General features: G+C 61.2%; 20 protein-coding genes and 3 pseudogenes. 10 read left to right on the forward strand and 13 right to left on the reverse strand.

The window, feature by feature from the left end; translation table 11 throughout:
• Nucleotides 1-39 precede the first annotated feature (39 nt).
• From NKI17_RS19855 to ligD, 4 genes are all read left to right on the forward strand, one after another.
• Complete coding sequence (locus tag NKI17_RS19855) at nt 40-798, forward strand: ImuA family protein (protein ID WP_352906644.1); 759 nt, start codon at nt 40-42, stop codon at nt 796-798.
• Nucleotides 713-2,236 (forward strand): Y-family DNA polymerase, encoded by a 1,524-nt coding sequence (locus NKI17_RS19860; RefSeq protein WP_352906646.1) that lies wholly within the window; start codon nt 713-715, stop codon nt 2,234-2,236. Before NKI17_RS19855 ends, NKI17_RS19860 begins: the two co-directional genes overlap by 86 nt.
• Nucleotides 2,233-5,493: an error-prone DNA polymerase gene (locus NKI17_RS19865; RefSeq protein WP_352906648.1), complete on the forward strand. Its 3,261-nt coding sequence runs from the start codon at nt 2,233-2,235 to the stop codon at nt 5,491-5,493. The genes NKI17_RS19860 and NKI17_RS19865 overlap by 4 nt, the downstream gene beginning before the upstream one ends.
• 79 nt (nt 5,494-5,572) lie before the next feature.
• Complete coding sequence (gene ligD, locus NKI17_RS19870) at nt 5,573-6,565, forward strand: non-homologous end-joining DNA ligase (protein WP_352906650.1); 993 nt, start codon at nt 5,573-5,575, stop codon at nt 6,563-6,565.
• A gap of 27 nt (nt 6,566-6,592) precedes the next feature.
• Here the strand turns inward: ligD and NKI17_RS19875 are convergent, their stop codons facing one another.
• The 10 genes and pseudogenes from NKI17_RS19875 to NKI17_RS19920 all read right to left on the reverse strand — a co-directional run bounded on the left by NKI17_RS19875 (nt 6,593) and on the right by NKI17_RS19920 (nt 13,706).
• Complete coding sequence (locus NKI17_RS19875) at nt 6,593-7,183, reverse strand: SOS response-associated peptidase (RefSeq protein ID WP_352906652.1); 591 nt, start codon at nt 7,181-7,183, stop codon at nt 6,593-6,595.
• Nucleotides 7,184-7,253: 70 nt separating this feature from the next.
• Nucleotides 7,254-7,646: pseudogene (locus tag NKI17_RS19880) on the reverse strand (response regulator transcription factor); the annotation flags it as partial.
• Between the two features lie 30 nt (nt 7,647-7,676).
• Nucleotides 7,677-7,964: pseudogene (locus tag NKI17_RS19885) on the reverse strand (response regulator); the annotation flags it as partial.
• Between the two features lie 52 nt (nt 7,965-8,016).
• Nucleotides 8,017-8,660, reverse strand: a pseudogene (locus NKI17_RS19890) (response regulator transcription factor).
• A 79-nt stretch (nt 8,661-8,739) separates the two neighbouring features.
• A complete protein-coding gene (locus NKI17_RS19895; protein ID WP_352906654.1) occupies nt 8,740-9,018 on the reverse strand; it encodes a CBS domain-containing protein in 279 nt (92 codons plus the stop codon).
• A 33-nt stretch (nt 9,019-9,051) separates the two neighbouring features.
• Nucleotides 9,052-9,462, reverse strand: coding sequence for a cupin domain-containing protein (locus NKI17_RS19900; RefSeq protein WP_352718760.1), 411 nt, complete (start codon nt 9,460-9,462; stop codon nt 9,052-9,054).
• 431 nt (nt 9,463-9,893) lie between these two features.
• Complete coding sequence (locus NKI17_RS19905) at nt 9,894-10,649, reverse strand: SDR family oxidoreductase (protein ID WP_352906737.1); 756 nt, start codon at nt 10,647-10,649, stop codon at nt 9,894-9,896.
• A gap of 646 nt (nt 10,650-11,295) precedes the next feature.
• Nucleotides 11,296-11,469, reverse strand: a complete 174-nt coding sequence (locus NKI17_RS19910; RefSeq protein ID WP_502894555.1) for a (2Fe-2S)-binding protein — start codon at nt 11,467-11,469, stop codon at nt 11,296-11,298.
• 54 nt (nt 11,470-11,523) lie between these two features.
• Entirely contained in the window at nt 11,524-12,447 is a 924-nt protein-coding gene (locus NKI17_RS19915) for an MBL fold metallo-hydrolase (protein WP_352906656.1), read from the reverse strand.
• A gap of 1,058 nt (nt 12,448-13,505) precedes the next feature.
• Nucleotides 13,506-13,706, reverse strand: a complete 201-nt coding sequence (locus NKI17_RS19920; protein ID WP_352906657.1) for a hypothetical protein — start codon at nt 13,704-13,706, stop codon at nt 13,506-13,508.
• A gap of 417 nt (nt 13,707-14,123) precedes the next feature.
• Between NKI17_RS19920 and NKI17_RS19925 the strand changes: the two genes are divergently transcribed.
• The 3 genes from NKI17_RS19925 (at nt 14,124) to NKI17_RS19935 (ending at nt 16,078) form a co-directional block, all read left to right on the forward strand.
• Nucleotides 14,124-14,210, forward strand: a complete 87-nt coding sequence (locus tag NKI17_RS19925) for a hypothetical protein (RefSeq protein WP_352906738.1) — start codon at nt 14,124-14,126, stop codon at nt 14,208-14,210.
• An 85-nt stretch (nt 14,211-14,295) separates the two neighbouring features.
• Entirely contained in the window at nt 14,296-15,459 is a 1,164-nt protein-coding gene (locus NKI17_RS19930; protein WP_352906658.1) for a putative hexosyltransferase, read from the forward strand.
• Entirely contained in the window at nt 15,446-16,078 is a 633-nt protein-coding gene (locus NKI17_RS19935; protein WP_352906660.1) for a hypothetical protein, read from the forward strand. Before NKI17_RS19930 ends, NKI17_RS19935 begins: the two co-directional genes overlap by 14 nt.
• Here NKI17_RS19935 and NKI17_RS19940 read toward each other — a convergent pair.
• From NKI17_RS19940 to NKI17_RS19950, 3 genes are read right to left on the reverse strand one after another with little or no spacing between them, the layout of a single operon-like run.
• Nucleotides 16,075-16,515: a GtrA family protein gene (locus tag NKI17_RS19940; protein WP_352906661.1), complete on the reverse strand. Its 441-nt coding sequence runs from the start codon at nt 16,513-16,515 to the stop codon at nt 16,075-16,077. The genes NKI17_RS19935 and NKI17_RS19940 overlap by 4 nt on opposite strands.
• On the reverse strand, nt 16,508-17,200 hold the full coding sequence (locus NKI17_RS19945) for a class I SAM-dependent methyltransferase (RefSeq protein ID WP_352906663.1): 693 nt from the start codon (nt 17,198-17,200) through the stop codon (nt 16,508-16,510). The genes NKI17_RS19940 and NKI17_RS19945 overlap by 8 nt, the downstream gene beginning before the upstream one ends.
• Nucleotides 17,175-18,215 carry a glycosyltransferase family 2 protein gene (locus NKI17_RS19950; protein ID WP_352906739.1) on the reverse strand — a complete coding sequence of 347 codons (1,041 nt, stop codon included), beginning with the start codon at nt 18,213-18,215 and terminating at the stop codon, nt 17,175-17,177. The genes NKI17_RS19945 and NKI17_RS19950 overlap by 26 nt, the downstream gene beginning before the upstream one ends.
• Nucleotides 18,216-18,728: 513 nt before the next feature.
• On the opposite strand from NKI17_RS19950, the gene NKI17_RS19955 reads away from it, so the two are divergent.
• The 3 genes from NKI17_RS19955 (at nt 18,729) to NKI17_RS19965 (ending at nt 22,022) form a co-directional block, all read left to right on the forward strand.
• Nucleotides 18,729-18,860: a hypothetical protein gene (locus NKI17_RS19955; RefSeq protein WP_352906665.1), complete on the forward strand. Its 132-nt coding sequence runs from the start codon at nt 18,729-18,731 to the stop codon at nt 18,858-18,860.
• Nucleotides 18,861-19,650: 790 nt separating this feature from the next.
• On the forward strand, nt 19,651-19,809 hold the full coding sequence (locus tag NKI17_RS19960) for a hypothetical protein (RefSeq protein ID WP_352906667.1): 159 nt from the start codon (nt 19,651-19,653) through the stop codon (nt 19,807-19,809).
• A gap of 1,352 nt (nt 19,810-21,161) precedes the next feature.
• Complete coding sequence (locus NKI17_RS19965) at nt 21,162-22,022, forward strand: DUF1236 domain-containing protein (protein WP_352906669.1); 861 nt, start codon at nt 21,162-21,164, stop codon at nt 22,020-22,022.
• The last annotated feature ends 312 nt before the right edge of the window (nt 22,023-22,334 follow it).

Consider the following 22,334-nt stretch of genomic DNA (forward strand, 5'->3'; position numbering starts at 1 on the left):
GTAGAACACATCACAGGCTTTCCGCGTTTCAAGGGTCAGATGAGTGTATCGGCGCCCCCTGCTGCCATTTCCGAGCTTCGAGAACGCATTGCGCGTCTCGAAGGCGGAAACGCGCGCGCTCGCACCGTTTTGCCGTTTGGAGTGACCGCAATCGACAGGGTTTTGCCGGGAGGGGGACTGGCTTTTGGCGGTCTGCACGAGGTCGCAGGCGGAGGGAATGGCGCTGTCGATGGCGCGGCCGCGGCACTCTTCGCTGCCGGTATTGCCGCACGCACTGTCGGCAAGGTGCTGTGGTGCGTTACCCGGCCCGATCTGTTCGCGCCGGCGATCGAACAGGCCGGCCTGCCTCCGGGAAGGGTGATCTATGTCGAAGCCGGCGACGAGAAATCCGTTCTCGCCTGCTTCGAAGAGGGTCTTCGTGGCGGTTTTGGCGCTGTCGTTGCCGAGATAGCCCGGCTGTCGATGACGGCCTCACGGCGCCTGCAGCTTGCCGCCGAAAGCTCCGGCGCCATCGGCATCGCCATTCGCCGCTGGCGGCGACAGACTGAAGCAACCGATTTTGGTCAGCCGACCGCCGCCGAGACACGCTGGCGGGTGTCGGTCCTGCCGTCGACGCCATTGCCTGTTCAGGGGGTCGGGCGAGCGCGTTGGCAACTCGAACTGATCCGATGTCGTGCAGGAGAGAGCGCAGATTTCATAGTGGAGGCATGCGATGCCAAGGGTCGTATCGCTCTTCCTTCCGATGTGGCCGACAGACCGCTTCAGAAGGAAATCGGGCGACGCCGCGCCTCCGCCTGAGACGCCGCTCGTCCTCATCGGCCGAAACGGGCGCCGCCGTGTCGTGCTTGCCGCTGATGCTGCAGCACACGCAGCAGGCCTGCGCATCGGCATTCCGGCGAGCAAGGCGCAGGCGCTGGTCCCGGGCCTGATCGTCCATGATGCCGAGCCCGATGCCGACGCCATGGCGCTCGAGCGGTTGGCGCTGTGGGCTCTGCGCCGCTACGCGCCGATCGTCGCTGCCGATGCGCCGGACGGCATTGTGATCGATACGACCGGCGCCGACCATCTGCACGGCGGCGAGGCGGCAATGCTCACCGATATGGTGGAGCGACTTGGCGGCTCCGGTCTATCCGCGCGTGCCGCGGTCGCTGATACCTGGGGTGCAGCCCACGCGCAGGCGCGCTTCGGCACGCGGCGGAGGCTTGTAGTTCCACCCGATGCCATTGCACAAGCGATCCTGCCACTGCCGATCGCGGCGCTTCGCTTACCCGCCGTGACGATCGATGGCCTGCGACGGCTCGGCTTCGAGACAATCGCTGATCTTGGCGGCACGCCGCGCGCGTCGCTCGCCTTGCGTTTTGGTCCGGAGCCTGGCCGCCGTCTCGACCAGGCCTTTGGACGAGTGAGCGAACCGATCGAGCCGATCCGGCCGCAGGAAATTGTCGAGGTCCGCCGCAATTTTGCCGAACCGATCGGCGCGGCAGAGACGATCGCCCGCTATACTGGCAAGTTGGCGGCCGAACTCTGTGCTGAACTCGAGAGGCGAGGGCTTGGGGCGCGCCGCCTCGATCTTCTGTTCTTCCGCGTCGATAACCGCATCGAGGCGATCCGTGTCGGCACTGCATCGCCGGTGCGCGATACCAAGCGCTTGACCCGGCTTCTCACAGATAAAATAGAAACTGTCGATCCAGGGTTCGGCATCGAGCTGATGCGGCTTGCCGCGACCGTTGCCGAGCCGCTGCGGGCGAAGCAGACGATCTCCTCGCTCGCCGAGGCGCCCGAACCCGACGTTTCGGATGTGATCGACATCCTCGCCAACCGTGTCGGCGAGGACCGGCTCTATCGCTTCGCCCGGGTGCAGAGCGACGTTCCCGAACGCTCGGTTCAACGCATTGCCCCAATGGCGCCTGATACCGGCGAGGGCTGGCCCGCCCATTGGCCGCGCCCAACTCGGCTGTTGCCGCGGCCCGAGCCGATCGAGACGGTAGCACTTCTTCCCGACCATCCGCCCGTGACCTTCACCTGGCGCGGCGTTCGCCGGCGCGTGAAGCGTGCGGACGGCCCGGAACGGGTCTTCGGGGAATGGTGGAAACGCGACGCCGAGCTCGCGGCGGTGAGGGACTATTTCCAGGTCGAGGACGAGAATGGCGAGCGCTATTGGGTCTACCGCGCCGGCGATGGCGAAGACGCCGCGACCGGATCGCATAAATGGTTCATGCACGGGATCTTCGGATGACAGGCGCCACCCGATATGCCGAGTTGCAGGTGACCTCGCATTTCTCGTTCCTGCGTGGAGCATCATCCTGCGAGGAGCTGTTTGCGCAGGCGGCACTGCTCGGCATCGAAGCGCTCGCTGTCGTCGATCGCAATTCGCTCGCCGGCATCGTGCGCGCGCATGAAGCGGCAAAGACGACAGGCGTCCGGCTGATCGTCGGCTGCCGTCTCGATCTCGCCGACGGCATGTCGATCCTGGTCTATCCGACCGACCGACCGGCCTATTCGCGCCTCTGCCGGCTGCTATCGCTCGGCAAGGGAAGGGCCGGCAAAGCAAAATGCCATCTCGAATGGGATGATGTCGTCGCCTATGGCGAAGGACTGATCGCGGTCCTGGTGCCGGATGAAGCCGATGATCTTTGTGCCGTTCGTTTGCGGCGGCTGCGCGAGATCTTCGGCGATCGCGCCTATCTGGCGCTCACCTTGCGCAGGCGTCCGAACGACCAGCTCCGGCTTTACGAGCTGGCTAACCTGGCGACAGCGATGGGCGTGCCGAGCGTCGTCACCAATGACGTGCTCTTCCACGAGCCGGCCCGCCGCATGATGCAGGATGTCGTTACCTGCATCCGCCACAACGTCACCATCGACGACGCCGGCTTCCGGCGTGAACGTCATGCCGACCGCTATCTCAAACCGGGCGATGAAATGGCGCGGCTGTTCAGCCGTTATCCTGAGGCCCTGGCGCGCACCGTCGAAATCGCCGGCCGTTGCCGGTTCTCGCTCGACGAGCTCGCCTATCAATACCCCGAGGAAAAAACGATGCCGGGCCTCACGGCCCAGCAGGCGCTGGAAAAACTGACCTGGGAAGGTGCGGCCCGCCGTTACCCCGAGGGCTTGCCCGACAAGGTGATCAAGATGCTGAAGCACGAGCTGCGGCTGATCGAGACGCTCAAATATGCGCCGTACTTCCTGACCGTCAACTCGATCGTCCGCTTCGCCCGCAGCCAGGACATCCTTTGCCAGGGCCGCGGCTCGGCCGCCAATTCAGCGGTCTGCTATGTGCTCGGCATCACCTCCATCGATCCCGAACGCAACAACCTCCTGTTTGAGAGGTTCGTTTCGCAGGAACGGCGCGAGCCGCCCGACATTGATGTCGATTTCGAGCATGAACGGCGCGAGATCGTCATGCAGTGGGTCTACGAAACCTATGGCCGCGACCATGCCGCACTTTGCTCCACCGTTATCCGTTATCGCACCAAGGGCGCGGTCCGCGATGTGGGCAAGGCACTCGGCCTGCCCGAGGACATGACGAAACTCCTGTCCTCGCAGGTCTGGGGCCATGGTGAGGCGGTCGATGAGCAGCGCGCGAGGGAGCTCAATCTCAATCTCGGCGACCGGCGGCTGCGTCTGACCCTCGAACTCGCGGCGCAACTTGCCGGCACGCCGCGTCACCTCTCGCAGCATCCGGGCGGCTTTGTCCTGACGCATGACCGGCTCGACGATCTCGTGCCAATTGAGCCGGCGGCGATGAAGCACCGCCAGGTCGTGGAGTGGGACAAGGACGACATCGACGCGCTGAAATTCATGAAGGTCGACGTGCTGGCGCTCGGAATGCTGACCTGCATGAAGAAGTCATTCGATCTCCTGTCCGAGCACAAGGGCATCGCCCTCGACCTGGCGATGATCCCGGCCGAGGATCCGCGCACCTATGCGATGATCCGCAAGGCCGACACGCTTGGCGTGTTTCAGATCGAATCCCGCGCGCAGATGTCGATGCTGCCGCGCATGAAGCCTCGGACTTTCTACGACCTTGTCATCGAGGTTGCGATCGTTCGACCTGGTCCGATCCAGGGCGACATGGTCCATCCCTATCTTCGCCGCCGCGACGGGACGGAAGAGGTGACGTTTCCGACGCCGGAGCTCGAGCGCGTGCTCGGCAAGACGCTCGGCGTGCCGCTGTTTCAGGAGCAGGCGATGCAGGTCTCCATGGTCTGCGCCGGCTTTTCCGCCGGCGAGGCCGACCAGCTGCGGCGCGCCATGGCTACCTTCAAGCACACCGGCGGCGTCTCGAAGTTCCGTGAAAAGCTCATCAACGGCATGATCGCCAACGGCTATACCTCCGAGTTTGCCGAAAAGACCTTTTCGCAATTGGAAGGGTTCGGCAGCTACGGCTTCCCCGAGAGCCACGCCGCCAGCTTTGCATTGATCGCCTATGCCTCGTCCTGGATGAAATGCTGGCATCCCGATGTCTTCTGCGCGGCGCTCTTGAACTCACAGCCGATGGGTTTTTATCTGCCGGCCCAGATCGTGCGCGACGCTCGCGATCATGGCGTCGAGGTGCGCCCGGTCTGCGTCAATGCCAGCCGCTGGGATTGCACGCTTGAGCCGACCGATGTCGAAGATCGCTTCGCTGTCCGGCTCGGCCTGCGCATGGTGAAGGGTCTCGCCAATTTTGACGCGGCCGCAATCGTCGCAGCGCGGGCCGACGAGCCCTTCTCCTCAGTCGACGATCTGTGGCGCCGTGCCGGCGTACCGGCAGCGTCGCTGGTCCAGCTCGCCGGGGCCGATGCCTTCCTGCCGGATCTTAACCTTGCCCGCCGCGACGCACTCTGGGCGATCAAGGCGCTGCGCGACGAACCTTTGCCACTGTTTGCGGCCGCTACGTCCCGCGAACAGAAAACGGTGACGGAGATCCACGAGCCCGTCATCACGCTCAGGCCGATGACAGCCGGTCGCGAGGTTGTCGAGGATTATGGACATGTCGGGCTGACCTTGCGCAGCCATCCGGTGTCGTTTCTGCGTGCCGATCTACGCCGGCGCGGCATCGTGACCTGTCAGGAGGCCATGCAGGCGCGGGACAGAAGCTGGCTCGAGGCTGCCGGCCTGGTATTGGTCCGGCAAAGGCCGGGCTCGGCCAAAGGCGTCATGTTCCTCACCATGGAGGATGAGACCGGAGCTGCCAACGTCGTCGTCTGGGTCAAGGTGTTCGAGAAGTTTCGGCGCGTGCTTCTCTCGTCGGCCATGCTCGGCGTGCGCGGCCGCATCCAGCGGGAAGGGGAGGTGGTGCATCTCGTCGCCCACGAGTTGACCGATGTTTCGGCCGAACTCGCCAGCGTGGGAAAGCGCGGCACGCCATTTCCGTTGCCACACGGCCGTGGTGACGAGGCCCATCATGGCGGATCGGGCGTCGATCCGCGTGGCATGCCGAAAGCGCGCGATATCGTCGATCCCTATACGCACATCGACCGCATCAAGGTGAAGACGCGGGATTTCCGATAGAAGCTGCAGCGGATATACCGTCTTCATGTGGTAGTCTGGCCCGCATGACGACGCTTCATCTCAATTGGCGCGCAAGACGGTGAATCCCACAAAGCCGAATAAAACGCATCCGCCGAAATGGACCGAGCCTCAGCTGACGCGCCTGGTCGACGAAGCGCCCAACGGCCCCGATTGGCTTCACGAAATCAAGTACGACGGATACCGCATGCACGCGCGGATCGACGGCAGCGACATCCGCTTGCTCACCCGCACCGGCCTCGATTGGTCGCATCGCTATCGAGCGACGATAGCGGCCCTGCGCGCGCTCCCGGTGAAAGACGCCTATGTCGACGGGGAGCTGTGCGCTGTCCGGGCGGACGGCGTCACCTCGTTCAGCCGCCTGCAGGCCGCCATGGACGAAGGCCGCACGGGCGATCTTGTCTTCTTTGCTTTCGACCTTCTGTTCCTCAACGGAGAAAGCATTGCGAAGCTGCCGCTCATCGACCGCAAGGCGCGACTGAAAGGCCTGTTTTCGTCCGATATGCCTAGCCTGCGCTTCAGCGACCACGTCATCGATGACGGGCCTGCGTTCCGCAAGCACGCCTGTCGGCTTGCACTCGAGGGCGCTATCTCAAAGCGGATCGACAGCGCCTATGCATCCGGCAATCGCGGCCTATGGGTCAAGTCAAAGTGTCTCAACAGAGAGGAATTCATCGTCGTCGGCTGGACCGATCCGACTGGAAGCCGGCCGCACATCGGCTCGCTGCTTCTAGGCTACTACACCGATGATGGTCGTCTGATGTATGCGGGCCGCGCCGGCACTGGCATCACGATTGCAGAGCTCAAGCGGTTGGCTGGCCGCCTTGAACCACTTCAGGTAGATCGAATGCCCCTCGACACCCCACCGCCACGTGAGAGCCGGTTCGGCTCGCCGCTTGAGCTGTCGCGCGTACATTGGGTCAGGCCTGAAGTGGTGGTCGAGGTCACCTATCTCACCTGGACGGAAGACAATCTCCTGCGCCAGGTCTCGTATCAAGGTGAGCGGCAGGACAAGCCGGCCCGGCAGGTGGTGCGTTCCGTACCCCATCCCTGATCGGCATCGGTCGCCGATCGCTTCATTTCATCCGACTTGCTCCACCTGCAGCGTGCCGGGTGGAAGGGACTTTATCAGCGACTTCGCCGACACCGAAGGGTCGAGCCAATCCGCCCACGCGCTGCGATCGAGGATGACGATCTGCCGGTCGTGGTAGGGCGCGATGTCGGGTCCTGGCTCCATCGTCAGCATGGTGAATGCCTCGCCGACCTCAGGCATTTCACGCCAGATGCCAGCGATGCAGAAGATCGGCTCCTCCTTCTTTGTGAAGAGCCACTTGTCCTTGCGCTTCTTCTTGGGGTCTTCCGGATCGGTGAACTCGTAGAAGCCGTCCGCCACGATCAGGCACCGGTTCGACGAGAACTCCCGGCCCTCCGAACGGAAATTATAGACGGGTCGCTTGTTCGGTCCGGGCCAGCTCCAGCGCCGTTGCATCAAGTCGCCCTCGCCGAGCACGCCCTCGATCGTCCTGATGATCGGCGCCATGTCCGTGATCTTGATGTCTTCGCGCGCCTCGATGTTCGGCGCGCCCTCGCCGAAACGGATCTTGATCTTGAGGTCGGCGAAGTCCTCCACGATCGAAGCGACATCCACCATCAATCGATAGTCATTGCACATCGGTCCTCCGTCCGATCGCCATTGCAGCGCGACCGTGTTCTTGTTATGTTCGAACGACGATGAGTGCAAAGGTTTGGTCCCGCACAGGCTTGGTGAGAAAATCCACCGCGCCGGCCTTCATCGCTTGGACAGTCATCGGAATGTCGCCATGCTCGGTCAGGAATATCAATGGCTTGGGATTGCCGTTTTGGGCCAGATGACGCTGCAGATCGAGACCGCTCGCTCCTGGCATGCGCACGTCGACGATGAGGCAACCTGGACTGTCCAACACATCGGAGTCAAGCAATTCGCGGGTCGAGGCAAAGGAGACTGGCTGGAAACCCGCCGACAGGATCAATTCCGACAGGGCCTCCCGAACAGACGTATCGTCATCGACAATAAAGACGAGCACCGGGTCCGCTTCACCCTTCCGCTGCTGCGATAACGGCGCCGATCTCCATAAGAGCGGCTGGTCAACTCTCATGTCCGTCCTCCGCGTCATGGTTGCGCAAGTCTCGCCGATGGCCGCAAGTAGGGCGTGGGCATCGAAGGGCTTCCGGAAGAACCCGCTCATCCCCTTCGCTCGGTCCTGATCGACTATCTCGTGACGACCTGTGATCAGGAAGACCGGCAGCTCCGGGCGTGCCCTGTTCACCAGGTCACGAAGTTCAAAGCCATCCATGCCAGGCATTCCGATGTCGGTGATCAGCACATCGAGCCCCGTTAGCCCGCAGATCAACAGTTGTTGCGCCGACGAGAAGCTACGGGCCACATAGCCAGCGGATTCGAGGAGCTCCTCCATTGACTCGAGAAGTCTTGGATCGTCGTCGACCACCGCCACAATAGGTTTATGCTTACTCACGCTCACTCCCTGCCGCCCGGCGCGAGTGGGTTATCGGTATTTCCAGTCGCTCGGCGATACGCACGAGATCGGCAAGGGACGCTGCCATATCTTCTGCATGACGTTTCTTCTGTGGATTTGCAAAGTGACCTCGCTGATCCCAAGCTCGACGGCGGCCTGCTTGTTGAGCAGGCCACTCACCACAAGCGGCAGCGCCTCACGCTCGCGTGGCGTGAGTTCCTGATGGCGCTGCTTCAACACGCCAAGTTCAGCGCGCTCCGATCTGATTTCTCGGTCGCGGGCGATCGCCACGCGAATTGCGGCCATGAGATCAGAATCGCTGAAAGGCTTGGTCAGGAAATCTACCGCGCCATCCTTGATAGCCCGGACGGATGACGGGATGTCGCCATGCCCTGTTATGAAGACGATCGGTGGATGATCCCTTCCCGCGATCTGCTTCTGCAAATGGAGCCCGCTGATATCCGGCAACTCGACATCGAGGATTAAGCAGGCTGGAAGGTCTGGCTTGTCCGCGCTGACATAGTGCCCAGCCGATCCAAAGGCGAGGGCACGCAGTCCGTGTGAAGCGAGCAACTCGCTCAGAGCCTCCCGAACGCGCTCGTCATCATCTACCACGAAGACAATATGATCAGTCACGGCGCAGACCTCCCTTCAGGGGATTGTTGGCGCTTCGTGCAGCAACTTGCTCTCAGCAATTGAATCTGGACTGATGGACTCACCTCAGTAACCTAGTCCCACCACGTCCCGACTGCACCCTATGGAAATCCATGCATTGTGCGGCCGAGGCCGGCGGCGTCGGCGATCCTGCGCCGGTGAGGTGGCGGATGAGGTCGGATTTGCTTAGCACGCCTGCAGCCGCTCCATTGTCGTCACACACGACGACGAGGCCAATACCGGGCTTCGAAAGCGAAAGAGCAGCGACTTGCACCGCTGCATTGGCGTCGAGCACCATCAGGCGAGCCTTCGTCATCGAGTTGAGTTGTTCGATTTGCATCAAAATCCTCCGAGAGATCGCCTGCTGTCGAGCTCATTTTTCGGATGTCGTCAGGTTGGTGTCGTTCGTATCGACAACGAAGACGGCAAGCATGCGCGCGCGTTCCGTCTTGCTGGCATTCTCCTCGAAGGTGTGATGATCACCCGGAAACTCAGAAAAGTTTTCGCCGGCCCGATAAGTCTTTATCGGACCGTGATTGACCTGAGTGTTGATTGCTCCTTCGAGGACCGTGGCATAGATGAATGCCGACTTTGCGTGAGTGTGCGCCTGGGAACTGCCGCCGGGCTCATATTCGACAAGCACGCCCTTGATGCTCTTGCCTGGAACGTTGGGTAGCGGCTGGTCGTAGACCAGCGTGGCCCTGGGGCCGTGCGAATCGTCGGCCAGAGCGCCGGTTGCGGAGATGGCTGCGACAGCAGCGATGAGGAGTGTAGTCCTGATCATTGTCTTGGCTCCTAGTTGTGATGGGGGATCGCCAGCCGATGGGACGGCCGGCGATCAGGCTCTCGCCGAGGGGACGCGGCGCGAGCAGATGGGGTTGATGATCGCGCTTCTCGCGCAGTACAAGTTTGCCGTTACTTCTGCGGCCTCGCATGACCGTGGTTCTGTCAGCCTTTGCTAATATAGCGGCAATCAGTCAGTGTCTCGATGTAGTTCGTAACCTGACAACCTTCGAACCGCGGGCCGGCGATGTATTTCTCGTCGTTGTAGACGTAGAATCCAGAGGAACCATTGCCGTCAGCTTGTTCTCTTACATGGTAAGGCATTTCATCATTTCCTGCATTTATTTCTGCCGGTCTCATAGCTGGACCCGAAGGAGGTTGAGCTTCAGGATTGTCTCGTCCTGCTTGACCTTGAGGCGCGCGGTCCACACATCATCCGTGGAGCGAGGCGTGGCTGAACCAGTCTTCGAAGCGCGTTGTGCCGATGCGCGGATGGTCGCTTGGCACGAGCGAGTGGTCGTCCAGCAGCGTGCCAAAATATCGCGCATGGGGATCCGCGGTAACGTTGCGCGGATCGTTCGTAGCCTTCAAAAACCGCGCGACAAGCTCGCTCATGCGGACCGGCTCCGGACCCGCGATCTCGATCGCGCCGTTGACCGGCGGCGAGAGCGCAACCTCGGTCATGATGTCCGCGACGTCGTTAGACGCGATTGGCTGAAAATAGGCACTCGGGACTGTGGTGATGTCGCCGACCGTTCCTGACTGCGCGATGCCGCCAAGAAACTCGAAAAACTGCGTCGAGTGGACGATGGTGTAGGGGATGCCGGAGCTCCGAATGAGCTTTTCCTGGGCAATCTTGGCGCGCATGTAGCCGCTATCGGGCAGACGCTCGGCCCCCACGATCGAAAGTGCGACGTGGTGCGTCACGCCCGCCAGCTTTTCTGCTGCGAGCAAGTTCCGGCCGGAGGTCTCGAAGAACTCCAGAACTGCCTTATCCTCGAAGGAGGGCGAATTTGCCAGGTCGATGACGGTCTGCGCTCCGGCGAGCACTTTCGCGAGGCCTTCGCCGGTAATGGTGTTGACGCCGCCGTTCGGTGACGCGGCGAAGACTTCATGGCCCTTGTTACGCAGCCTCTCGACTGTTTTCGAGCCGATCAGCCCGGTGCCACCAATAACCACGATCTTCATGACGACTTCCTCGTTCGCGTTTCGGCGTTGATTGCCTGACCGAGCGGACAACCGCTGGCGCATCAGCTCCCGTCGTTCGGACAATGCATCGGGGCGCAGGCCCACACTATCGAACGGAAGCATCTGTCATGTCATGCGAAGGTCTAGGATAGATGCATCCGTAGATTGGGGACTCTAGTCAGCAAGGAGACAGTGTCTCATCTGCTAGCCAACCGACATGCGGCCAGGGAGCGATCAGAAGGCCACATTCATCAGCAGCGTGAGGTCGGCGGAGAGGGCGACTTTCGGCCAAATAGCAAAATCGAACTCTTCGACCGAGATGCGCAGCGCAAAGCTGCGGCTCGCGTCGTGGAAAACGTAGTCGGTCTACGGTCAGACTTTCCCGTTCGCCACTGCTCTTTAGCAGCAGCGAGACAATACATCATGTCCATGGAAAAATCGCAGGGATCCGCGAGTGTGGGGAAGCGGTAACGCTCTATTAATCGAACCCTCGCGCATTTTGCAGCGCGACAGCGTCCGTGCCCCCTTCGTCAACCCGCGACTCCTTGGCGCTCGAGCAGTTGTTCAAACTCGTGTGTTCGTCGTGGTTCGATCTTGACCCAACAAGCGGCCGTCACTCCCAGAAAGCCGGCCTGCGGCAGCCGAGTCACGATTGGGAGGACCGCGCGCAGCCGTTGCAGGATGCCGCGCACACGCAACGGCCGCACTTGGGACTGCAGCCGAGACAGCCATAGACCTGACTAATCGAGCGCGTCCGCCCCGCCTCGACGGCGGAGCGGACATCCTGATCGCTCAACACATTGCATGAACAGATGATCATGGCGCGGTGGCTCTCGACGGAGATTGGCTAGGTTGGTCGTCACCCGGCAAGCGGTCAGTAGTCCCAAACCGCCGGTACGCAACGAAAGGCGTCGCCGTCGACCGCCACATGGCAGACCGACGGGAACGGCAGGTGAGTGGCCACCAGCGGCTCGCGGTTCGCCGCGAGTTCCCGCATAAGACTAACGCGGACGCGGGCCGCCTCCTCGGGGTCGTGTTCGAAGCCGTTGTGCCAGTCGGGATGGTCGAATCCGACCTGGAACACGAGGTCCCCGGCGAACGTCAGCCGGTCGCCGCCTGACGCCAGACGGACCACGCTGTGCCCGGGGGTGTGGCCGCCTGTGCGACGGACGACCACCCCCGGCGCCACCTCGTGTTCGTCTTCGAACGGGCGCAGCTGGCTGCGGTACTCATTGACGAATCGCTTGGCTGCCCGCCGAAGCGCGTCTGGAAACCCTTGCGGCATGGACACGCGGGAGAAATCGGGCGATTCCCAGAACTTGATCTCAGCGGCTGCAACGTGAATCCGCAGGTGCGGATTCAGCCGCTCCTTCACGCCGTCGATGAGCAGCCCGCCAATGTGGTCCATGTGCATGTGGGTCAGCACCACGTCAGTCACTGATGCCAGATCGATGCCAGCGGCCGTCAGTCGATGGATCAACTGCCCAGCCCGCGGCAAGTGCAACTCCGGGTCCGCCCCCAGCCCAGCGTCGACGAGTATGGTTTGGTCGCCGCTGCGCACCACAGCCACGTTCAGCGGCCACTCGAGCGTCTCCGGCGAGAGGAATTCGTCCTCCAGCCAGGCTGTCCGGACGGCCGGGTCGACGTTGTATGCGATGGTCGGGGCTGGAATTGGTAGGATCCCATCGCTGACCACGAGCACGTCAATCTCGCCGATCTTAAGTGCGTAGCGCGATGGAACCAGCTCGTCGGGCCCCGCTCGAGCGGAAATGTCGTCCACGTTCATGTTTGTGCTCATGTTCGTCTCCTGTTGATCGCCTTTGCCACGGCCATATCGGCCGCCTCCGCCGCTGGACCACGTGGATTGGCATGTGCCTCCATGGACGGCCACACGGCGTCTGCACACCAAATTGCGCCGCCGCGGCCTGCGCGACCATCAAACGGAAGTATCGGTCAGGCAATGCGAAGGTCCATGACCGACCGTTGCAAGGGCGGATGATCTCCCGCAAACGTCGAAGAGACCGCTTCGAGCAGGGAATAACCGCTGTGAGCAACTTGTAGCAATTGCCGGACGGCTCGTAATCGTAAAGCGTGATCATCGGCGGATCCTGCTGCCGGTCTCGCAGCCGCATAAGCGCTCTCGCGGCGGCCGTCCGGCCGCAGGCGGGCTGACTGCTTTAGTGACTGCTTAACGAGAATCAGACTGGCCGCCGGCAAAGGTTGGATAGCGCTGGCGCTGGCAGTGTTCGCGACATGGCGCCCCGCTGCGCGTCCTGCTCGGCGGCTTGACGATCCTGCAGGGACAGGCGCGGGCCTTCAGGCCCCGTCGGAGCAGCTATCGGGCCCTGCCCTACCTGGCGGCCATCGCGGTGTTGGTGCTGATCTCGCGTAACCGCCAAGTGCTTGCCCTGCGCTTTCCGGCTTCGCTCGCAAGGCCTAGCTGGGTGCAAGTTACACGTGGCTGTTTCGCCACCATTCGATCTAAGGCGACCACGCGCGATAGCGTTGTCCAAATGGACGTATGGAAAAGTCAACTATCGCCTCAGTCGATCGAATGTCTGCTTACAGGCAACGAAGAAGGTGACTCTAGCGTCTGACATGAGGCGCAAAGCCGACGTTGAGTTAGCAAGTTCAGGCCCAACGGATGTTCATGATTTGTGCTTCGAAAGTCGCATAATTGGCAGTGTGGAATGCACAAAGCAGTAGGAGGAGTGGGGCCCCGTTCATAACGCGTGGGCCCCGCTAACATCAGCTGAGTCCGCAATTCAGCTAATCCGGCCGTGCTTCGGATGCGACAGCGTCCAGGAGCAGGGTAACCTCGACATTGACGCTGGTAATGGCTTGCGAGTGAAGGGGCTAATTGGCCCAACGGGCGATGGAGACTACCAACGGGTAGTCCTGAACCGGTACCTCATGGATATTGATCGATGTCCCCGTACGATCCAACAGCAGAAGCAAAGGAGTCATCCCCCCGTCCGATTTGCTCGCGATCGCGACAACTCGCTGAACATCCGCATGGCTGTCAACGCTGGCGATGCTATGGGCAATAACGGTCATGACGATCACTCCTCTTGACCAACTGCGCCGATCTGCACGCGAGATTTCCATCCCCAGAAATGAGTATTGACTTCCGTCTGCGATGCCTGCGCCGGCAAGTGGCCCGTAGCGATAAGGACGGTTCTCGCTATTTGAGGACGGCAACGCGTTGGCGAGTCTAGTCTGAGCGATCAAGCCCGCGCTCTGGACGAGGTCTCACAGAATGTTCGCCCACCGGGACAAACGTGACGCAACGGAACGGATGGTTCACCTGTAAAGTCTTGGGAGGTTGATGGCGGACGCGTCTAATCCTTGGCGCTCCACATATTTGGGCGGCGTCGTCACGCTTTCGGCTACTGCCAAAGGCTTTCGAAAACTGGGAGGAGGGGCTCTACCGCACCGAACCGCCGGCGGTCGAGGAGGCAAAAAGTCACCGCCGTGCCATACTTCGCCGGGGACAACCGCGACCCCGGCGAGATGCTGGTCTGGCTCAGGGACGCCGGATCGCCGGTATCACCAATTTGAGCCGCGTTGCATGCCTTGAATTCGCCAGGGCGCGCGTCATCTAGCGTTGGGTGGCGCCAGCCACTTGAACGGGTGGAGGCAGATTTTGGCGCTCGAAGCTGTCGCGCGTCCGAACGCCGGCGGTCGCTATATTGCGGTCGCCGTCGTGGCGGTGCCGTTGCTGTTCGCCGTCAGTGGACTGTCCATCCGCTATGCCGCCTTTGCTTCGGTTTCGGCAGAACCCGGCTTCGCGGCCTATGCCCAGGCGCTCTGCCGCTGGGATTGCGCGTGGTATGTCGGCATTTCCGAACATGGCTATGAGCGCTTTCCCATTCCAGGCCAGAGCAATGTCGGACGGTGGGGCTTCTTTCCGCTCTATCCGATGCTGGTGGCGGCCATCCGGTCTGTTTTCCCTTTTTCGACGATACTGGTCGCATCGATCGCATCGCTTGCATGCAGCTACGCCGCCTGCCTGGTGGCGTGGCCGCTGCTCGAGAAGAACATACGCGCTTATGTGCTGTATTGCGCCTTTCTGCTCAGCGGCCCGTTCTCCTTTCACTTCACGACTTTCTTGACCGAACCTCTTTTCGTGCTCCTGACGTCGTGCGTTTTTCTGGCACTCAAACGCTCCAGCTATCTGGCCGCGGGGCTGTCATCGGCTCTCCTGTCGGCAACCAGGCTCGTCGGAGTGCTTGTTGTATTTGCGACCGTCATTCAGATGTTCAGGGATTACCGCGCAAAGGGCGGATCGATGCTTTCTTTCCCACGCTGGGTGCTTGGCCGACCGGATCTGCTCGTTGCAATTCTCATCTCGCCTGCCGGTCTATTCGCCTACATCCTGTTCCTCTATCTGACGGTCGGGGACGGCTTTGCCTTCCTGCACGTCCAGCGCGCGTTTGGACGGGTGGCGGGCAATCCGCTCGCCTTCATATGGGATGGACTCTCGGCCGTTCCGACGACTGGATGGCTGCCTACGGCGCCGCAATGGAGCGCGCTCGCCGCACTCATAGGACTGGCGCTATCGGCGGTTCTGGCGGTTCGCAGGCAATATGGCGCCGCGCTGTTCTGCGCCTGCTGCATCATCCTGCCGCTGATCACGAACCTGGCCTCGATGGTCAGATACGTCGTTGGGCTTGCGCCTCTGACAATGTTGCTGGCCACGTTGTTGTCGGCGTCGAAGCTGACTTTTCTTGCGGCTCTGGGTCTCTTCCTGGGCGCCTGCTATTTCATGACCGTCGCGTGGATCGGGGGCTATCTTGCCCTGGTCTAGCACTCCGGGCCCGCATCGGCGCGCGGCCTCGCTTGGCGGTTACACGCTGGCGGCGGTTCTGGCCGGGGCGGAAATCATCATCCTTGCGCTTGCTCTCAATCCAGACGTCAATGCCGACTATCGCGCCTATTATATCGACCGGACGACGACCTGCCTCAATCGCGATGCGGTCGGCAGCTACACACTTGGCGAGACGGTGTCGTTCCGGTCCGACGGAGCCAAAAAGGCAACCGGCATGAGGGTCTGTGGCTGGTCGGGGCCGGTAGCCGACGGCACCCATTCGCTGGGCGAGACCTCGCGGCTTCGCCTGGACATACCGCCGCTTCGCGACGGCCTGACTGCCACGCTGCAAATGACCGCCGTCATTCGTCCGCCACAGATCACGCAAAGGGTTGTGATCTCGGTGAACGGCGTTCGGGTGCATGCGGTGACGCTGTCCGGCAAAGAGCCACGCACGGTCACGTTCGTCATCCCACCGCCGGCTCTCGCCGAGGCCACGACACTCGACATCGCTTTCGACTACCTCGACGGCATTCCGCAAACTCCTGCCGCCAGCAACATCTATAAGCGCTCCATCAAATTGTTGTCGCTCCGGCTTGATCCCATTGACGCGGATTAGGGCGGGCGATCGCGCCGCTGGCCGCGTCTTCGCTGCGCAAAAACCCAGCGGTCGAGCATGAGGAGATTGATCGCCGGAACAAGCAAGCATGTAACCAGGATGGCAATGATCGGCGGCAGACTGAGTTTCGCCGTCAAAAGCGCCGGCGCCGCGTAAGCCACCGCGAAGCCGGTTGCCGTCAGCAAGAGAAAACGCGGAGCCTCCGATCGATGCGATCCGCTCGACGCGAAGGTCACGAACTTATGCGCGAGATAAGAAAACAGGGCGGCAGCGGTATAAGCTGCGAGCGAGGCACCGACCGGCGAGAGGCCGAACCGTTGCCATTCGACCAAAGCGGTGGCCATCACTGCATATATGATCGTTGCAGCGATGCCGACCGACCCGAAGCGCGCCATCAGCCTCAGCCCGGCGTCGCCGGTGGAACGGCGCTCAGACATGCGCACTGCACGCATACTGGGCTCCAAGCGGCAGGGCAGAAAGCAGGCGCTCGACCTTTTTGGCCAAGGGCGTTGCCGAGGGTAGCAGCAGAAAATGCTCGGAGCGGATGTCGCTGAAGCCTGTTTCCTGAAAGAGGGACCTTGCTCTGGCGGCTTTGAGCAGGACTGCGTCGTGATCGAAGGGACACCGGAACACCGCAAGGCGCGTCATCGGATTATAGGGATTGTGCTCGATGATGCAGGCGACCCCGCCTGGCCGCACGACGCGCCGCATTTTCAGGAAGAAATCGAGCCAGGAGGAGGGCGGAACGTGATGGACGACGCAACTGGCGAAAGCCAGATCGAACGTGCCGTCCTCATAAGGCAGCCCCTGCGTGCTGCAGGTCCTGTAGGCCACACGCGGATTGTGTTGGCTGGCGCGCAAAATCGAGTCTTGCGAGACGTCGCAGCCATCGAGGCTGTCGAAAGCGCCGTCGAGATAGGGGTGGAGCGAACCGATGCCGCAGCCGACATCCAGCGCCCTTACAGCCGACCCACCCTGCCGAAGCTTTCGCTCGACCACCAGACGCCGCAGCAGGTCCGCCTTGGCGACAAGGAAGAAGTCGTGCCTGAGTCCGGAAAACCGGATGGACCCTTCGACCGCCTCGCCGTAGTTGGAATTATAGCTGTCGAAGAGTTCGCCCATTGGCGGGGACTCCACTCCTGGGCTTGTGAAACGATCGGCGGCGCTCACCAGAGACGGCACGCATCGCCTCGTCGAAACCGGTGAGCCGATCGATCACGTACAGCGGGCGGCGTTTCACCTCGGCGTGGATGCTGCCAACATAGAGCCCGACCACGCCGGTCATGAAAAGATTAATGCCGCACAGGAGCGACACGATCACCACCGTGGATGTCCACCCGGCAATGATGCCGGCTTCAAAAAACCAGGCAAACATGGCGTAGGCACCAAAGACCACCGCAAGCGCGGAAATGGCCAATCCGCCCCAGAGCGCCAAGCGCAACGGCTTCTCGGAGAAACTGACGATGCCGTGAACCGCAAGGTGCATCATCTTCCAGAATGGGTATTTGGTCTGGCCCAGGGTTCGCGCGTGGCGCTCAAATGGCACTGCCGTCTGCTTGAAGCCCATCCAGCCGAACATGCCCCTGACGAAGCGGTCATGTTCGGGCATATGCTTGAAGGTTTCCAGCGCCTTGCGGCCGACCAGGCGAAAGTCGCCGACGTCGCGCGGAATATCGACCGACGTCATTTTCTCCAGCAGGCGATAGAAAAGACTTGCCGTAAAGCGCTTGAACCAGGATTCGCCGTCGCGCTTGACTCGGCGGGCATAGACGATCTCGAAGCCTTCCTTCCACTTTGCCACCAGATCGAGAACGATCTCCGGCGGGTCCTGCAGGTCGGCATCCATGACGATGACGGCATCGCCCGCAGCGGCATCCATACCGGCGGTAATCGCCATCTGGTGGCCGAAATTACGGGAAAATTCGATCAGCCGAAAGCACGGCTCGGCGGCAACCACCTTTCGCAGGTATTCGACACTTCCATCGAGGCTTCCGTCATCGACGAAGATGGCCTCCGTTTCTCCGTCCAGCCGGCCGATCAGGCAACTGATCCGCTCGATCAGCCGAGGCAGCACCTGTTCTTCATTGTATATGGGCAGGACCAGCGAGTAGCGAGGCGGTGACCTGTTCACCGTCATTCCAGGGTCGTGGACCACAGACTCTCGCATGCGGTTGAAAATGGAACGCAAGCTACAAAGTTCCAAAGGCACTTAAGAAACTGCTAATTTATCCAGTTCTGGAGGGAATACTGGTTCTCGATGAGCACTTGGAGGGTGTCGTCGTGAGGTCGGACGTCCACATCGAGGCGTAAACTATCGGTTGCTGCCGGCGCGATCGGCCTGGCGAGAAGCAGTCGTTGAGGCATAACGCGTTGACCGCGAGGCCTACTCCCGGACTTGCCGGTTGAAGCGGGCTGCGGGTGACCCTAAGGGTGCGGGCCGACCGCTTTTGACGCATGCCGGACATCGCTCATGGAACACGGTCGGCGAGCGCGGCCGAGTATCCCGCTTGCCGGCCAGCGAGCGCCCTGACTGGCTGCCTTATCGTATCGGCCGAGCCTTAGCTGGCCCGCAACCGGTGCGACACTTGCCGGCCTGGCCGGTCGCTGTGCAGGAAGCCATCTACGGGGCTCGGGCTGGAGACATCATTCCGTGAAGGCGACCATCGCTTTTGTTCGGGAACTTGGCCCCTACCTCAACGAGACCGATTGCGAACTGGTGGAGATGACTGTCTTCACCGCAACCGCGATCGGGCTATTCGTCCTTTTCGATGTTCGCGAATAGCGCGAAGGATAGGCGGCGGTTCTCTCTTCCGGTTCCGGTCAGGACTGACAATCCGGGCATGACCTACAGCTGGTGGTAATGCTGCTGACGTGCTGGTCGAGGAACATCTGGATCAAACTTTTGCGTGCGCTGCGGAACAACTCTCCATTTCAAGGATTGAGGCGAACGTGAGAAGGGACAACTCATCACCATGTTCGACGACAATGACGACCGTGCCGCCGTGCTGAGCGGGACACATCCGAAGCCCGTTACCTGGCCGAAGAGACCGGCATCTCGGAGAACCAGGCGCGAGACCTCATCAATATGATCGGGTACGATCGCCCGTCGTTGCTGCGCGAGGCTCGCATAATGAAGAAGGTGCTTTAAGAGTCGCTCGCCGCCCTCTGTCAATTCGGATCGATCTCAACCGAAGCACCTCAATGCTCGATCGGCTGGACCTTACGCTGTGCTCCGCCTTCGGCTACCAGTTGTTGATAGCCAAAAATCCCGCTCGATTCGAACAGCAATCAGCGAGCGGAGAGGCCGTCGCGTTCCTTGTGGCTGTGGTGGTGCGGTGAGGCACGAAGCTCAATGCGGAGCGCCAGCGGCCGCACACAAAGAGCCTCCGCTGCCCACTGGCAGCCAAAATCCTCTGGAAGTTTTGTCGTTTTCGGTGCCTGCGGTTTCAGGGACCGGCGGCGGCGATTTTGGTGTATGGTAATTCTGCACGAACAAGGTCCTGTGGCGAACGGGGGTTGTCACGCCGATACATCGAAAAGCCGAGGATGCTGGTGTTTTCAGGCCATCCGAGATGGCGCTGCTGGGCCGCGTATTCGAAGGCTTGAAGGTCGATGCGCAATCTGAGCATCAACGTGAGGCGCTCGCGTCCCGGATCATTGCGAACTACATGGCCGGGATACAGGACGAGGAAGAACTTATTTCGGCCTCCAAGCTACCACTGGGACGATAGGCGGCGGCCCCGCCACGGTGTATCGGACCGGAGCCCACCGCGAAGGGTGCGGCGGGCTTTTTCTTCGTTTGCGGGCGAATCCTAGAACACGTTGATCAACCGCAGAGAAAACAGCACGATTGCGGCCAGCACGTAAACCCCAAGCAGCCAGACTACAGGCATAAAGATGCCGGTATGGTGTTTCAGCTTCAGAGTAGCTCTTCGGAGCGACCTATACATCTTACATCCGCAACCCGTTCCCACAACTATCGAGAGATATTTGCGTTCCACCAATGCCAAGGAGTTGAACTCAGCCGTCTGCCTGACTCCTCCAAAACCTCGGCTAAACCCCATTTCCATCCCCTTCGCAAGCGCTGTGGATGCACTCTGGTGAGTCTCAAAGGGGCAATTCAGACGCCAATCCGATTGTCCCAAAGCGGGACTAGAACCCTCGAACGCCGCCAAGCTTGGGCGTCGGCCAGCAGCCCGACCAGGATCAGGGCCGTTGACGCCGTCCATTTCGCACGCATGAGTGGCCGCCTTCTGTTTGCAATGACATGCATTCGATTGATCCCCTATGCCCGAAGGTACATTGCGAGGCCCGGCCCCTGAGCGCAGGCGGCGCAGCGGCCGGAAGGTGACGGATTGAGTCTTGTTGACCAGTCGTCATTTGACACAATCCGGACCGCCCGCGGGCCTTTGTTGCGCCAGCGCAACATGATGGACATCACAAAGGCACGGTTTCGGGTACTGAACGTCAGGCAGCAACAGGTCATTTCTTTGCCATCTGACGCAGCCAAAGAAACCAAGGGAGCAGCCAACTCGGATCGATATGTTATCGGGCTGCACCGGCCCACCGTGTCATGCCAGTCGGTCGCGTCGCCGTTTTGCCCGATCCTGAGTGAGCGAATGCGAGTTCCTGAAGGATCATTTTGAAAATGAGGGCTTTATGTACCCTGAAGCACTGATGATTTCCGCGGGCGATGATGCACGAAGAGCTGCTTTCGCCAATAGGCCGGCCGACAACGGCTGAGCGCGCTGTTCAGCTAGCCCGGCCGCGCATGCGATAGGACGGCTTCCAGAAGCAGGGTAACCTCGACATTGACGCTGGTGGTGGCTTGCGAGTGAAGGGGTTGATTGGCCCAACGCGTAATGGAGACTAGCAATGGGAAATCCTCAATCGATACCTCATCGATACCTCATGGATCCTGATTATGCTGTTCGCAGCGGGGTTGCTATAGGCCGGTAACGTCATCAGGTGGAGCTTGTTCCGCCACTCGGATCGCTTGCCGTTTCCCTCCATTAGTTTGGAACAAAGTTTTTTAGCCGCGGTTTTACGCGGTGAAGGGACGCATTTTCCAAGGAGATCTCTCATGAAAGGCGTTCTGATCACCAGCTTGCTAGCAATCAGCGTCAGCTGCGGAGCGGCACTTGCCCAGACGCAGCAGTCGACCGACGACCAGTCCGGCGCCAATTGTGCAGCCGGCACTGCCAATTGCCAGAACGGCGCCAAAATGGGCGAGCAGGCTCCGGGCAAGGCCGGCGCTGCAACTGATCAACAGGCGCAAGGCAACAAGAAGCTGAAGACCGGCGAGCAAGCCCAGGGCAAGGCTGGCGCAACGACTGACCAGCAGGCCACGGGCAACACCAAGATGAAGACCGACGAGCAAGCCCAAGGCAAGGCCGGAACCACCACTACCGAGCAGGCCCAAGGCAACACGAAAATGAAGACCGAGGAGCAGGCTCAGGGCAAGGCTGGAACCACGACCACCGAGCAGGCCCAGGGCAGCACCAAGATGAAGACCGACGAACAGGCCCAAGGCAAGGCCGGCAGCACGACTGACCAGCAGGCTACGGGCAGCACCAAGATGAAGACCGAGGAGCAGGCTCAGGGCAAGACTGGGACCACGACCACCGAGCAGACTCAGGGCAATGCCTCGACGCAGACGCAAGACCAGAGTTCGACCGCTTCCATCAACAATGTGACCGTTGAACAGAAGACGGAGATCACGCAGGTCATCAAGGAGACGAACGTCCAACCGGTTTCCAGCGTCGATTTCGACATCTCTGTCGGTGTCGAGGTTCCGCGAAAGAAGGTCCGGCTGCATCGCCTGCCGGCGCGCATCGTCAAGATCGTTCCGGCTTACGAAGGCTATGAGTATTTCGTGCTCGCCGACGGCCGGATCGTCATCGTCGACCCGAATACCTACAAGATCGTGATTATCCTGACCTAGTCGTGGCCAGACGGTCTACAGTGGGTTGATGGACCAAAAAGCCCGCCGCGCAGCTCGGGCGGCGGGCTTTTCCGTAACCCGGCTCCGCGTCTGGCAAATCGCAAATCAAGGTCCGTCCTCGGCGCGAGGAGCGAGCACGGTCTGATCGCCGGTGGAACACCACCGTGAAGGCGACCAACTGTTCCCGGTCGACGCTGGCGAAGCTGGCAAAGCGCCTTGCGCCTGCCCTCCATACCTTGGCGAACGCTAACGCGGAGTAATCTGAAGCCCCGTCAGGGCGATGTGATCCGTGGAACGAGAGAGGTGGATCAC

It is taken from the genome of Mesorhizobium sp. M0816, assembly GCF_040320005.1.
Lineage (GTDB): Bacteria > Pseudomonadota > Alphaproteobacteria > Rhizobiales > Rhizobiaceae > Mesorhizobium.